Origin of the sequence: Shewanella septentrionalis (assembly GCF_025370265.1) — a bacterium.
Taxonomy (GTDB): Bacteria; Pseudomonadota; Gammaproteobacteria; order Enterobacterales; family Shewanellaceae; genus Shewanella; species Shewanella hafniensis.
In genome coordinates, this window is the sequence record NZ_JAMTCC010000037.1 from 1 (window position 1) to 13,937 (window position 13,937).

General features: G+C 39.8%; 10 protein-coding genes. 6 read left to right on the forward strand and 4 right to left on the reverse strand.

What is annotated here, in order from left to right; translation table 11 throughout:
* Positions 1-76 precede the first annotated feature (76 nt).
* Both NE536_RS18135 and NE536_RS18140 read left to right on the forward strand, forming a co-directional pair.
* Complete coding sequence (locus NE536_RS18135) at positions 77-2,335, forward strand: nitric-oxide reductase large subunit (protein WP_261273547.1); 2,259 nt, start codon at positions 77-79, stop codon at positions 2,333-2,335.
* Positions 2,336-2,547: 212 nt separating this feature from the next.
* The gene (locus NE536_RS18140; protein ID WP_261273548.1) at positions 2,548-2,742 is read left to right on the forward strand and encodes a hypothetical protein; all 195 of its coding nucleotides are present in this window, start codon (positions 2,548-2,550) and stop codon (positions 2,740-2,742) included.
* Between the two features lie 256 nt (positions 2,743-2,998).
* On the opposite strand, the gene tnpA is transcribed toward NE536_RS18140, so the two are convergent.
* Together tnpA and NE536_RS18150 are read right to left on the reverse strand one after the other, a co-directional pair.
* Positions 2,999-3,298 carry an IS66 family insertion sequence element accessory protein TnpA gene (gene tnpA, locus NE536_RS18145; protein WP_261273549.1) on the reverse strand — a complete coding sequence of 100 codons (300 nt, stop codon included), beginning with the start codon at positions 3,296-3,298 and terminating at the stop codon, positions 2,999-3,001.
* A 107-nt stretch (positions 3,299-3,405) separates the two neighbouring features.
* Positions 3,406-3,591, reverse strand: coding sequence for a hypothetical protein (locus tag NE536_RS18150; RefSeq protein WP_261273550.1), 186 nt, complete (start codon positions 3,589-3,591; stop codon positions 3,406-3,408).
* Between the two features lie 364 nt (positions 3,592-3,955).
* Between NE536_RS18150 and NE536_RS18155 the strand changes: the two genes are divergently transcribed.
* The 3 genes from NE536_RS18155 (at position 3,956) to NE536_RS18165 (ending at position 8,914) form a co-directional block, all read left to right on the forward strand.
* Complete coding sequence (locus NE536_RS18155; protein WP_261273551.1) at positions 3,956-5,068, forward strand: DUF3800 domain-containing protein; 1,113 nt, start codon at positions 3,956-3,958, stop codon at positions 5,066-5,068.
* Between the two features lie 470 nt (positions 5,069-5,538).
* A complete protein-coding gene (locus NE536_RS18160) occupies positions 5,539-6,741 on the forward strand; it encodes a hypothetical protein (RefSeq protein ID WP_261273552.1) in 1,203 nt (400 codons plus the stop codon).
* 607 nt (positions 6,742-7,348) lie between these two features.
* Complete coding sequence (locus NE536_RS18165) at positions 7,349-8,914, forward strand: hypothetical protein (protein ID WP_261273553.1); 1,566 nt, start codon at positions 7,349-7,351, stop codon at positions 8,912-8,914.
* A 223-nt stretch (positions 8,915-9,137) separates the two neighbouring features.
* On the opposite strand, the gene NE536_RS18170 is transcribed toward NE536_RS18165, so the two are convergent.
* Positions 9,138-9,968, reverse strand: a complete 831-nt coding sequence (locus NE536_RS18170; protein ID WP_261273554.1) for a hypothetical protein — start codon at positions 9,966-9,968, stop codon at positions 9,138-9,140.
* Positions 9,969-10,196: 228 nt separating this feature from the next.
* Between NE536_RS18170 and NE536_RS18175 the strand changes: the two genes are divergently transcribed.
* On the forward strand, positions 10,197-10,499 hold the full coding sequence (locus tag NE536_RS18175) for a hypothetical protein (RefSeq protein WP_261273555.1): 303 nt from the start codon (positions 10,197-10,199) through the stop codon (positions 10,497-10,499).
* A gap of 47 nt (positions 10,500-10,546) precedes the next feature.
* Here the strand turns inward: NE536_RS18175 and NE536_RS18180 are convergent, their stop codons facing one another.
* Complete coding sequence (locus NE536_RS18180; RefSeq protein ID WP_261273556.1) at positions 10,547-13,936, reverse strand: DUF5110 domain-containing protein; 3,390 nt, start codon at positions 13,934-13,936, stop codon at positions 10,547-10,549.
* Between the last annotated feature and the right edge of the window lies 1 nt (position 13,937).

Consider the following 13,937-nt stretch of genomic DNA (forward strand, 5'->3'; position numbering starts at 1 on the left):
CTATCTAATGCATTATTACAATAATAGGAGTTTTAAATGGCTTGTTGGCGCTTTATTAGTAGTTTTTGGAGGGATTATGGCTGGATATCGTAAACTCTGGTGGGTATTAATCACCGTTTTAGCAATTACCTTTGGTGTGCTGGGTTATTTTGGTGCAGAAGTTTACCGCTCTGCTCCACCTATTCCGGCGAAAGTAGTTAACCAAGACGGTAAGGTATTAATGACCAATGAAAGTATTTTAGATGGTCAAACTGCCTGGCAATCTGTCGGGGGTATGCAGCTAGGCTCTATTTGGGGTCATGGTGCTTACCAAGCACCAGATTGGACTGCAGATTGGTTACATCGTGAATTACTGGCTTGGTTAGAGCTTGCCGCTCAAGATCAATATAACAAAGCTTATGACAGTTTAACGCCAGCTGAGCAAAATGGCTTACAGTTTGCGTTAAAAGAAGCTTATCGTACTAACACTTATGATAAAGCCACTGACACCCTAGTGCTGTCAAGTCGCCGTATACAGGCCATTGCAACAACTGCTGATCACTATATTAAATTATTTGGTAATGATCCGTCGTTAAGCGAAACCCGTGCTAACTATGCAATGAAAAACAACACCCTGCCTTCACTAGAGCGCAGAGAGCAAATGGTACAGTTTTTCTTCTGGACGGCTTGGGCTGCTTCAACTGAGCGTACTCCAGATGCAGCCACTTATACCAACAACTGGCCCCATGAGCCGTTAATTGATAATAAGCCTACAGCTGAAAATTTAATTTGGTCTTTAATTAGTATTATTTTATTAATTGCTGGTGTTGGAGCCTTAGTTTGGGCTTGGGCATTCTTACGCAAACACGATGACGAAGAGCCGGTGTCACCAAAGTTCGATCCTATAGCTAACCTTAAACTTACCCCCTCACAAAAATCGTTGGGCAAGTATATTGTAGTGGTAGTTGCACTATTTACCCTGCAAGTGTTCTTAGGTGGCTTTACTGCTCACTATACCATTGAAGGTGATGGTTTCTATGGTTTAAATACAACCGAATGGCTACCCTACAGCCTAGCCCGTACATGGCACTTACAAGCGGCTATGTTCTGGATTGCGACGGGCTTTTTAGCCGCAGGTTTATTTTTAGCACCTATTATTAATGGCGGTAAAGATCCTAAGTTCCAAAAGCTTGGCGTAGATATTTTATTCTGGGCCTTAGTGGTTTTAGTGGCAGGTTCATTCGCCGGTAACTACTTTGCCATTATGCAAATTATACCGCATGAATATAGCTTCTGGTTTGGCCATCAAGGTTATGAATACATTGATATTGGTCGCTTTTGGCAAATCATTAAATACATCGGCATTTTATTCTGGTTAGTGCTTATGCTACGCGCCATAGTGCCCGCCTTTAAAGCCCCAGGTGATAAAAACTTATTAGCTTTATTTGGTGCTTCGGTTATCTGTGTTGGTTTGTTCTATGGCGCCGGTTTATTCTACGGCGAACGGACTAACTTATCGGTAATGGAATACTGGCGCTGGTGGGTAGTTCATTTATGGGTAGAAGGCTTCTTTGAAGTGTTTGCTACTGTATCTTTAGCCTTTATTTTCCATAGTATGGGCTTAGTGTCACGCACTATGGCAACTAGTGCTAGCTTAGCCTCGGCATCCTTATTTATGCTAGGCGGTGTTCCTGGTACTTTCCACCACTTATATTTCTCGGGTACCACTACCCCGGTTATGGCCGTTGGGGCAACTTTTAGTGCCTTAGAAGTAGTGCCTTTAGTGGTATTAGGTTATGAAGCCTTTGAACAGTGGCGGATGAAAAACCGTGCGCCTTGGATGGCAGATTTAAAATGGCCATTAATGTTCTTTGTTGCCGTGTCATTTTGGAATTTGTTAGGCGCTGGCGTGTTTGGCTTTATGATTAACCCACCTATAGCGCTGTATTATATTCAAGGCTTAAACACCACGCCAACTCATGCTCATGCCGCATTATTTGGTGTTTATGGCTTCTTAGCCTTAGGCTTCTGTTTATTAATATTGCGCTACATTCGGCCACAGTTGCAGTTTGACGAAAAGCTAATGAAGACCGCATTCTGGTGGTTAAACGTGGGCTTAGTATTAATGCTATTCACTAGTTTATTACCAATAGGCTTTATCCAGTTTTATGCTAGTGCCACAGAAGGCTTATGGTATGCACGAAGTGAAGCCTTTATGCAAAGTGATTTACTGCATACACTACGTTGGATCCGCACTATAGGTGACGTGGTCTTTATCATAGGTGCCTTAGCGGTAAGCTGGCAAATTGTTAAAGGGGTGTTTGACACTAAAGCAGCTAAGCAAATTAGCAGCTAAGTTAAACAAACTAATAAAAAGCACTACAGCTTTGCTGTGGTGCTTTTTTCGCTTTAGTTCGAACTGAATTTAGTTGTTCTATGCTTAATCGTTATTCAGCGCTTAACCGATAATCTACCTATTAATGGTTATATCGCTCCCCCCAAGATGGTCAATGTAAACCACAAATAGGTTTGATAAACTAAACAAAATAGTGATAGAGCTTGTTAAATATGAATATTGAATCTTATGCCGACTTAATCCGCGAAGCAAACGCTCAGACTGAGCCACAACGCTTAATGTTTGTGTTCGCCAAAGCAGAATTACCTAAAGGCTACACTGAAGAGCAACAGCAAAGGTTTACCCAGCAGCAAGGTGGCACTTTAGCCAGGGTGAGATTATGCTTTGTAAATTCTGTTAACATTTAGCTATTTTGTTCTTAAGTCGACTTAATGCGAGATTATTGATTGATATAAATCATCCATAATCGAATGAAATTCGTTCGACTGGATAGGTTTGTTAACCAATTTAACAATGTATAATCCGGCCCTGATTGGCATGGGGACTTTGACAAAAGTGTTCCTGGTGTTCATTTTTTATCCAACAATAGTTTAACAGTATAAATTGAGATAGTCTGGACTGCTACAGCCTAACGTTTGGCTTAGGGGCGGCCGGAAGCGTAGCTTACGGACGTCCCGAGTGAGCGCAGCGAACGACTTGAGCCAGTTGTAGGCAACTGGGTGAGCCGTATAGGTGTAAGCGGGTGTTACCGTGATGTGCAAGCGCGGATAAATCGATAAACTGTGTATCCTGGTGCACATTAGCTTGCTCAGTTTGTGGTGATAGACGTTGCCGCCATTTATAAAATGACATGGTGCTCAGTTGATGGGTTTGGCAAAACTCAGTGATGCTCAGCTCTGATGTGTGCCATAAGTCGATTAATTGCTGCCATTGTGCAGCGTTGCGGTAAGCTCGCTTTGCCATATCACTCTCCTGTAATGATGAGTGCACAGCTTATCGCGCGATCTTAAGTGGGAATAGGACGTCCTAAAATGGACGCTTACGTATAGGTGCCTGTGGATAATCTGAAATTAGCTTTCTAAGTTCTGACCAAGATTGAATTCTAAGTACAGCATCAGAGGTATCATCCAAGGAGCAACACCGAGCCAGCCAATATAGGGGAATGCTGAAAGGAGAAATGCGGTAATTCGCAAGACGTTCCGTTGTCTGCCAGTTTTCGAGTTATACCAAACGGCCAGATTTTTCAAGTACTTCATGTTTACTCCTGCTTTCGAATTGTGCCTAACGTCTTAGTATTTATGCGCTGTTTGCAGGGCATAAATCGCTTGTTGGACTTGGTGTGCGTTTATATAATAGTTTGATAATTCTTAATAATGTTTGATCATTTATATAATAGTTTGATATTTTTTGGCTCTTTTGGTGAATGTGCGGATTAAGAGTTAGCACATTTTTGCCCCATTACGTTTTAGCTTTGGAATAAATGTTGGCGCCTTCACCTAAAAGTTGACCAAATTTTAGTAATGAGACAAAGTGTGTCCACTTTTTTTGAATCAGATCATAAAAATAAACGGATAAATATCGGAATTGACCTTCTTTTAAGAATTGCATAAGGGGAATGAAATGGATGTCAATAAGCTCAGAGAGATGCTCATCCGGCATAATGGTCTTAAAAATACTGATGAAGTCTATACGTTTTATTATGATGAAACGAATAACATCCGAAAGCTATATTTAAAAGATTCTGGTTTTAATGTTAAAAAGACGGATAATTTCATCCTTGCAGGCATACTGCACAAAGGGTTAAGCACTGGCAGTGATTATTCAACTCTATTTAAAATGCTTAATCTTCAAAAAAGTACTCAGGAGCTAAAGCTCAAGCATATTGCTAAGGGTGATTTTTTGGATATGCTTAAATCTGATAAGCTTTCAATTATTCTAAACTGGCTCATTGATAACAAATTCTACATTCATTATTTTAATCTTAATATCATATACTGGTCTATTACTGACATTATTGATTCTATTATTGGAGAGTTACATCATCCTTTTTGTATCATGAATCACATGTCACTTAAGAGCGATTTTTATGAGCTTGCCAATAGCAATTCTGATGTTTTTCTTAATGCTTTACATGAATTTAACTATCCGGATATTCCAGAAGAAAAAGCTCATGAGTTTTGCCTATGGCTTATCGATTTTACATGCATACACAGTTGTATGCTGTCGGATTTTCGAGCGAATGTACTCGAAAATTTGGTTAAAGAATCACTGAGAATCGAAGAACTACCGTTCATATCGGGATTTCATGGTCGGGTACTGATCGATAGCTTTATGGTATTTTATTTAAGAAATCTGTATCTATTTAAAAATTCCATTCACATATTTGATGAAGAAAAAAGTATTCAGGATGACGTTAAAGATTTTCCGTTAACTTATAATGGCATGCCAATACAGAATCATAAATTCGTTACATCCCACAACTCAGAGGCTGTTCAACTATCTGATGTTATCGCAGGCTTTTTAGGTAAGTATTTTTCTTACTTAAAAGATGTAAATGACGAGCAATTAGTGCTTGATAAGACAGGCTTAACTAGCAAGCAATTTAAGACGCTTTCTGCGTTAAAACACATCATTGATGTTTCAGACGATGTTAGCAGAGGATTTTTTAATGTAGTTAGCAGCGAGGGAGAGCAACGAAGACATAACCATTTTTTACATGGCGTAAATTTTTAAGGGTTAAAGTCTGCTTTTGGCACAAAACAGAGTGTCAGGTTTGGTTTAGCTCTAAAATGAAAGTGTCAGATAGAGGTGTGTTCTGCACCTTTGGCCCTGGATATAAAGCTAACGGTTTCCATGTCTGTAGTCATCCATAAATTGCTAACTTAGGAAAGCCGCTGACAAACATTTGTCCCAGAAGAACCGACGACAGGATACGAGTAACACACTCGTGCCAACATTCCTTCTCAGCGCGAAAGTTCACTCACAATCTGTGATTGTACGTTTCCCTTACCTGTAGTTATCCGAGGGAGTGTCGAGTTAAGCTTTTAAAAAATTATGCATAATTTTGCATTCTCATACCCAATACCTCTCATTAACATATTGATTATCAATTGAACTATGAATGGGAAGGCTGCATGATAGAAGTATAAAAAGCGGCTAAAAGCCGTATAAAAATCGTTAGGTTTTTAATCGGTGAGGAATTAATGGACGATATTGAATCCATATATGAAAATGAGTGTTTAGACTTTGATTTGATGGAGCTACTAGCAGAGTTAGTTTTAAATAGGCTAACTTCTTGGGCTAACCAAGAAATTTACGCCCCTTTAGGTGGAAAACTAACGACTAGCACTCCTTTAAAAGAGTCTGTAAATGCTGGTGCGATTGTAAATAGACTATCACCACTGAACCCTAACATTGTTATTCATTTCGGGATGATTCAAGAAATCTACCGAGATGCGTTAGTGTTTCCTATCTATTCAGAAAAACTCGCTGAGAGTAGTGAAAATTTTAAGAATAAGAATTGGGATATGTTTAAAGGGGCTAGATTTAAGTTTGAGACAGGAGTTCCTACGTTAACATCAAAAGAAATTAGTCCAATTAGTGCATTTTTTTCAAATGCTTGGATTGAAGAATATAAAAAAATAGCTAACACAAACACTGAACTTATGAGTAAAGAAAGGCTAGATATCATAATTAAGACTCTACCTGCTAGGTTTCTTATGTTCGAACTGATGATCTCATGGGTGTTTTTTCATGAACTATCTCATCTAATCCAATGCCACTATAAATTAAAAGGAGACACTTCTGAAAACATTGAGTACTACGAAGTTGTCGGCGGTTTCACAGAGTCTGATTTTAGTGGCCAATCGAGAGAAATCTTGGCTGATATTGAGGGGTTAAACCTTACGGTTCAGTATATGGAGCGAGAGGGTTTTTATGGACCCAATTCCATGTATTTATTGCTTTGCTCGATGACTTGTATGTTCAATAGGTTCTGCAGTAACGGGTATCTAAATAAATTTCATGAAGTCAAAGGTGTCCATCCTCATCCAGTAATTAGAGATGATTTCATTCATGAGTACTTTTGTTCACTAATGGCAAAAACTACCCCCTTTGTCTGGGAACCAAGTATTCGTGAGTCGATTTTACTAGGCTATGGGTACTTGACTATCCGTTCAGCAATGGCTGCAGGACTTTTTTGGGCAAATAGGTATCAATGCTTTGATGGTAAAGACTATCCATCATATATGACCTTACAAATGACCACGAGAACAAAGGACGCTGAGGCATATAAAACCGAGTTACGTCGTATTACTCATACTCAGTTAAAAGTTATTACAACTGAACATTTATATAGTGCGACCACTACGAAGTTGTTGTTTAAACAGGGGGTCTTTGAAAAATAAAAAACCTAACAAGTGTTTAAAGTTTCAAGATACTTTTTCTAATCAGTTAGAAGCGGTTTAGAGTCATAAAGCTAACTCGTTAGTGTCCCAAAACGAGTCGCTTGCTATTCAGTCACGCTATCGCGTTTTGTCTGCTGATTAAGAGTGAAACATTAAAGACTCATAGATAAATGACTATTTATGCATTTTGTACTGCATAAACTGAGTTTCGTACTAGTTTGTCACGATAATGCGCAAAACATATAGTTTAAGCGCTATAACTCGCGAAAACTGCACTTTAATAGTTATTAAAGTGCAGTTTACCTTTTCAATCTGTGATGTGTGTAGTATCACTCACAGTGCTTCTATCTGCTGTCTCAAATGAGTTGTTACTATACGTTTGGAACTTAGCTAGGGTTTAGATCTGATTTGGTGTTTGGTTGATTGTTTGTGCTGTTAATGCCTTATACGGCGGTAATCTCCCATAATCGTTAGCGATTTTAAACACAGTGCCTTGCTAAGTATTTATGTAAGGTCATGTTTTTATTGGTTTAGCTATTTTGATACTTAGTTCCATTTCGAAATTAATATAAGTTCGAGTCATATTTATATTATGACGGAGAAGATAATGTTTAGTTTAAATAAGATGCCAACCTTAGGTTACTTTAACAAAGTTGTTTGTGACTCAATAGGGCTTTGGACAAGCCAAGATAAGGGTATTACTTTCAGTGTACCAGCTAAGGAAAAGCAACGAAGAGAAGCTTTGAAAATAGCTTTCTCTGAGATTCAAAAGGAAGATGGAAGTTACGGCGGCCTTAATGAACTTTTATCAGTAACTAGCCGTATTTCACCGAAGCAAAGAAATGAAATCAAGAAAAACAAAACTGTTCAAGCCTATGTTAACTACCTATCTAAAGAAGATTTTAGTTCATATCATGAACTAGTTGAACTGAGGGAGTATATTTATGCGGTTATTGATGCTCGCTTTTCTGAGCAAGAAGTAGCATTTTTTGCTAAGAGATACTATGAATTATCAATTGATTATTATAGAGAATTTGTTCGAGAGTTCACGGTAAAGCCAGCTAAAGCTCTTGAGTCGTATCAATACTTTATTGAGAGTATTCTCAAACAAATGATTTATGTACTACGAATAAACTGTTTGGGTACTATCCAGCATGAACTTGGTCATTATTCCAAGGAAAGCTGGCCGTTAAGATCATTTGCTGATGCGGCTACCAATTTATGTAATGTTTCGTTGCATGAATTGAATCAGTTTCATGAAATACGTCTTAGTGGGAGGTTGAGCGATCTTGATATTTGGGAAACGGACTTTAAAGCTACTCCCGTTAATACAAAATCAAAGCAAGTTATCGATAGGTTAAGCAGAAATAACAGGATAAAGTGGGATAGCTTTTATTCTACAATGAAACCCTTAGTGAGCCTTTTACCTCCAGCTATTGATAAAGAGCACTTCACGTTATCTGCGTTTACAGCTTTCGTTACACACAATCTAAATAGCCATCTTAGCGTGCTGGATATTAGTCCTTGTAGTGAAATTGATGATTCATATCCTTCTTTAAGTACAGAAAATTGCATACCGGTAACACAGAGGATTGATTTTTTGATAAATAACTTTGTGGAGCCTAGTGGCCACGAGATTGAGTCTTCAATGGAGCAGTACAGTAACTATAAAAAAAACTTGATGATAGCTAAATCCTTTCTCGACAGAGAGTTGGATGTCCCTAATACTATAACTCTCACATATGATATCCACCTTACTGATTTTCCTGTCGAGAAGCTCGCAGGACGTACGGATTGGATTAATGAGTGGATTCTTGCAAGGGTGGCGCTGAATTCAGGTAATCCGGGAGGAGCACTCTATCATTATAAAAATGCGCATGAGCTAGCTAAGTATAAGGCGGGTTCTCTGTACCTTATTTTTTATTTTCAAGTTTGTGCATTCTGTAAAAGCCAGTTTAAAAAATTACGAGCCACTAGTGAGGAAGATGTATTTGATCGATTCTATGAGCCTCTTGGTAGTGAAGTTTCCAAGTATGCAATATTGGTAGGCTTTTCACCAAACCACACTAGAGATCCCAAAACGCTTATGCCAAGGTCTTCAGCACCAATAAAAGAACAAACCATGATAAGGAAGATTGATTCATTAGCTGAAAGGATTGGAAGTTCTCATTAACGGTTAATATCTTGTTCCCAGTCCATTAAATAATGGCTTATGCACTTTAATCTATATTAAAGTGCAGTACTCACTGTGTGATTTATTAACTTGTCTTATCTCATTATTATGTCGCACCTCGTTAGTACTTTATGGCGATTCAGTCTATTGAACGAGGTACACTCCAAGTAATGCTACAAAGTGACTATTGAACTCTGGCCTTACTATCTTTTTCAAGGAAAAACTAATAGATAGTCTTAATTATAGATTCAAATAATTCATTGAAGTTTTTCATCATGTGAAGCGGGAGGTAAATTTTATCAATGTGCCCAACTTGCCTGTTATCTTTATAATCTCCAGGTTGCATTGCCCTAGTATAAGATAAAGTCTTAGTTTGATGCTGATAAATAAAATCACTATATTGCCAAAAAACTCCTTTGACACATGGTATGTCATACCAATATATATATATTGTTTTGGATTCAATGTTCGAACTATTGATTAGTTTTTTTTGTCTTTCTAGCTTGATATCACAGTCCAACGTCATTGAGTTGTTGTAGCAATATGTGCCTGCAATTTTATCAGATATCTTTATAAAAGGCTTGAAAATACATTTGAATTCAAAGAAAAGCACGTCGTGATCAATGTCTGTACGAATTATTTTGAAATCAGGCATGTTTAATCTTTGCGTATCAGCCCGTAAACAATTAAGTGGTAAGCTTCTACTTTTAAAATTTTCATTCATGAAATTCATAAAATGATTTTCTAAATAGTTACCTATATCAAGATCAGTTTGATGATCAATGATAGGTCTTTTGGTTAAAAAATGTTTTTTACAGCCAGCGCATGTCCCATCATCGGGGGGAGGAAGTAGCCTGCAACTATCTTGAACGCTAACCTGATCAACATATAAATTTTTGTAGTAATTCGCTGATTGATCAGTATTAGCGAGGAACTGAGTGTTGTGTGGTTGACTTACATTCCTTATAAGCTCATCCCTACCACCAAATTTAACCAATCGTCTATATAAACGGACTGCTTCCCTATAACTTTCCAATTCCATATCGTTTTCCATCGCTCAACTCTTTTTGAACGATAGGGTCATAAAAAATGAAATATATCAACAGGTTTTTACTAAAAATTAAGCACTTTCAATCTTGAATCTATAGCATTTTTGAGAAAAGATTTTTAGGTACACATTGCAGCTGGTCTAATAAAGACAACTTAATCGGTAGCAGAGTAGTTTGCAATTTCTCGCTGCTTCTTGTTCAATGCTAGCTCTTATAAGCTAGCTGGTACTAACATGAAGCTCCTCAACACTTACGAAGACAAAGACGAAGCCGAAGTTGCTCTGACCAAGGTACAAGGCCCAAAGCGCCTTGCCAGTGAAAGGGATGATACTCAGGTCATTTACAATCTCTTTGGGGAACCAAGTTGGGGCAATTTTTTTCGTCTTGGGATGTTTCATCTACAAGAGCTACAGGCCTTGGTTACCCAAAGACAAAACGGTCAGTCTTATAATGAAAAAAAGCACCGTGAGATCATTACGATGCTTCAGTATGTTGCTGGGAGTTTTGATCTAACTATCCCTGAACATTGGCTATAAGCAAACAAAAGGGAGCCTAAGCTCCCTTTTAAATGAGTTTGCACAAATTACGCCATCATCTTTTTGAATAGCTTAGCTAGATACACAGGACCAGTATCTTCCATAAACAGCACGTTGCGTTCTTCCAGCTCATGCTTGGGTGCAGACACATTCAACAAATCAGAGTGCATGGTTTCTGACACGATGAATGCACTCAAACTCAAGTTTTTGTCAGCAAGTTTTAGTTCCAGCGTTTTGATCTCTTTATATAACCCAAATTTGGCATCATTCAAATTCAGGTTTCGGATCCCCTTGGGATCGATGAGGCTTAACCATTGCTTACCCGTCACATCATCAACCAGCCAGAGCAAGAAATCTGGGTAGAAATTGCCTGCTGTCGCAAAGCCCAATCCTCTTGATTTAGTATCCGCGTTACGGAGCAAATACAGGCTTTTATCACCAATGACGTCTTGGCCCTTTGGCATCTGAATAAAGGTCTGTAAGTCATTAATAAACGCTACTTCGCTGGGGGCATCAAAGGCGGCAGGACGCATCTTCAGCGGCAAATCGGTATTTCGCTCAATCGAAAGCAGTGGATAGTACAAGTGTCTATCAAAGGTAATGGCAATCATGCCTGGTGCATCCCAGTTTTTTGCTTGGCCAATGTCTCCCTCAGCAACGAGCTGCTGCAACTGCTCCAAACGCTTGGCGTAATCCAAACCATTATCAGACTCGTCGATTTCGAAGTGATAGACCTTGATCATGCCAGGGTCATCCTCCTGCACTTGCGTCACTTGGTAGAACTGACCTTCATAGGCGTTCTTCAATGTCTTATAAAAGCGGTCGGTATAATCAAGCAACAGGCGCAGCATAATGTCCTCTTGCTTTCTTACATCAGAATACTGTCTGATTTCTAGCTCCGACTGTGGGATCAGCAGGGTGTACCATAGGTGCGAAGCGATGGTTTTACCCAAACAAAATTTCATCAGCCGCTCTTTATCAAGCCGTAAATTCGACCAGCCCCGTTGCAACTTGAAGTCTTGAATTGCTAAATACAAGCGCTCAAAGTCAAACGCCGCTATGACTTTGTAATCCAGCTTGCCTTCATACCGAATATTTACAGGCGTGTTATCGCTCTTCCTACTGGTATCAATTGCCTCCAATTTGGGATACAAATCTAGCTTGATGTGCGGCAGTTTAATCTTACCTTCAAACTCAGCTGGCACATGGTACAACTCAGGAAAATGCACTTGCTTAAAGCCAAGCTTTTGGTTGTCCTTATAACCGTCTTTCAGCTTTAAGGTCTTTAACTTAGTCGCAGGTAAATTTGCTCGCGTCTCAAAGTTCAGCTCCAAAATCTCATCGCTAGGCGTAATACCTTCTGCTTCAAGGTATTGCTTAAATGTCGCCATATAGTCAGCACGCACACCAAAAATATTCAAGGTCTCAAGCTTATCAAGGTGAATGCCCTTTGGGCGCTGCGCTGGCGTACTTCGCTTGAGTGAATAATCACGTCCTTTTAACCGTACACCACGACCAAATAGCTGGATGATCTGCGATCCCTCACCACGCCCCATATTCAAAAGGCCCATGGTCGATACCCGCCAACTACTCCAGCCCTCAGTAAACTTACGTGAGCCAATCAAAATGTGTAATTTTGAATCTTTGTCATTCAGGGTATGGAACAAGGTTTTTGCAAAGTCATCACGCTGATAATCAAAGCTATCATCTTCATCGCACATAGCGTAAAGCGACGGAGAGTCTCCAATGTTAATCAAGCCAAAAGGCGCTGCTTCGCCCACTTGCAGGGCGAGCTCTCCTTTACTGCCAATCAGGTTCAACACCCGTAAGCGCTGGCCTGAGTGAGTGGTGTTAAAGAGTTTGACCAGGATATCAGCGTAGATATCCTCTGGGCAGTTCATCAGAGCTGTAAAGCGGTTTTCGAAGATATTTCTGTCTTTACTGTCCAGGATCCTAGCTTTATTGCCGACCAAATCTTTAATCCATGCCCGCGCCTGCGCTTCATGGTTTAAAAACCAAGCTAAAAATTTAAGTACTGCGTGAATATCAGAGTCTTCACCGCCAACGGTATTGCCAACAAATACCCAAAGGGGTTTTTCGATGTTGAACTCTGCTAACTTGTCTTTGTTTTTGTTGAACAAGTACTGCTGCTGATAAAAACTCAGTAAACAGGCTGTGAAGTACTCATAGCGTCGTTCGTCTTGCTTATCCTGCTCAGGGTTAAGGTTAAGAATTAACGATTCTTTTCCATAACCATCCTCGTAGAAAAACTTGTAGGAATAATCGAACAATACTGACTTGCCGTAGACTTCGCGGGTAGCTTGAATACGCGCTTCGCGCTGCTCTTCAGTATCTAACTCTAGTAGTGCTAACTGATCTTCGGTTAACTTGCCCAAAGCTGTGGTGTCAAACTGCATTTTGGCTTTTTTCTTTTGGATATCGGCTTCAACAGCATCAACTGTCTTACCGTCAGCAACGGCTTGGCCGAAGGTCGCCGAATACTCAAAGGCAAAGCCATCACGGGTCAGTTTGTCACGGCGGCGCATCCAAGCCCCAGCCGCAGTGCCTGTCCCCTTATGGCCTTCATCAATCAGTACCAAGTTGTTACCTTCAAAGGCTTCAACCGCGACTGTTTTGTCACCCATATTGTCAGCAAGTTTATTGATATCAATAACTTCAATCGTGCCTTTGAAAGGCGTCGGCTTGCTTTTGTCAAACAACCGGATTTGTGAAAAGCCTGAGTTATACAGCTCATTCATGTGTTGCTGCGACAAACGCTCGTCCGGCGTAAGAAGGATGATCTTGTCTGGGTAGTGGTTGGGATGACCATCTTGGAAGTAATGCAAGTATTGCAAAATATTGATGTGCAGTAGCAGGGTTTTACCCGAGCCTGTGGCATTCCAAAATGCCAACTTGTTCAAGTCATCCAGTACATAATCTCGAAACTGGTTGGCTTTGTCTTTCGCAGTGCTGCTGTTTTCTGCATTGTAGGTAGCCAGCTCGCTGTTCAACCCATTAAGTAACTCTTGCTTATGGTTGAAATGCCAGTCGAGGTAAATCTCCGTGAACAGCAATGAAAGGTACTGAAAATACTTCATATTCAGTACCGTGTCTTCTTTTCGGTTACGGTATTCAGTGATCTGCTGCCAGTGTTTGACGATGTTCAAGTCGTAGCGACGCAACTCATCCAGGTCGATTAAGTCGACCTCGAACAAATAGTTACTTAGTTCATGAAAGAACAAGCTTTGTCCATCCTCATGGATACCTTCAAATCTGTGTTCCCTTAAACGCAGTTTTAGCCCATGCAAGCTGCCGTCTTTAAAGAAACGGAACATAAAGCGATTCAGAATCAGCTGTTTATGGAAGCTTAACTTGCTACTTTGTACCTTTTTAACTGCCTTGCCAGTGGCGGTGTTTTTTTGCGGAGAACGCGCCATC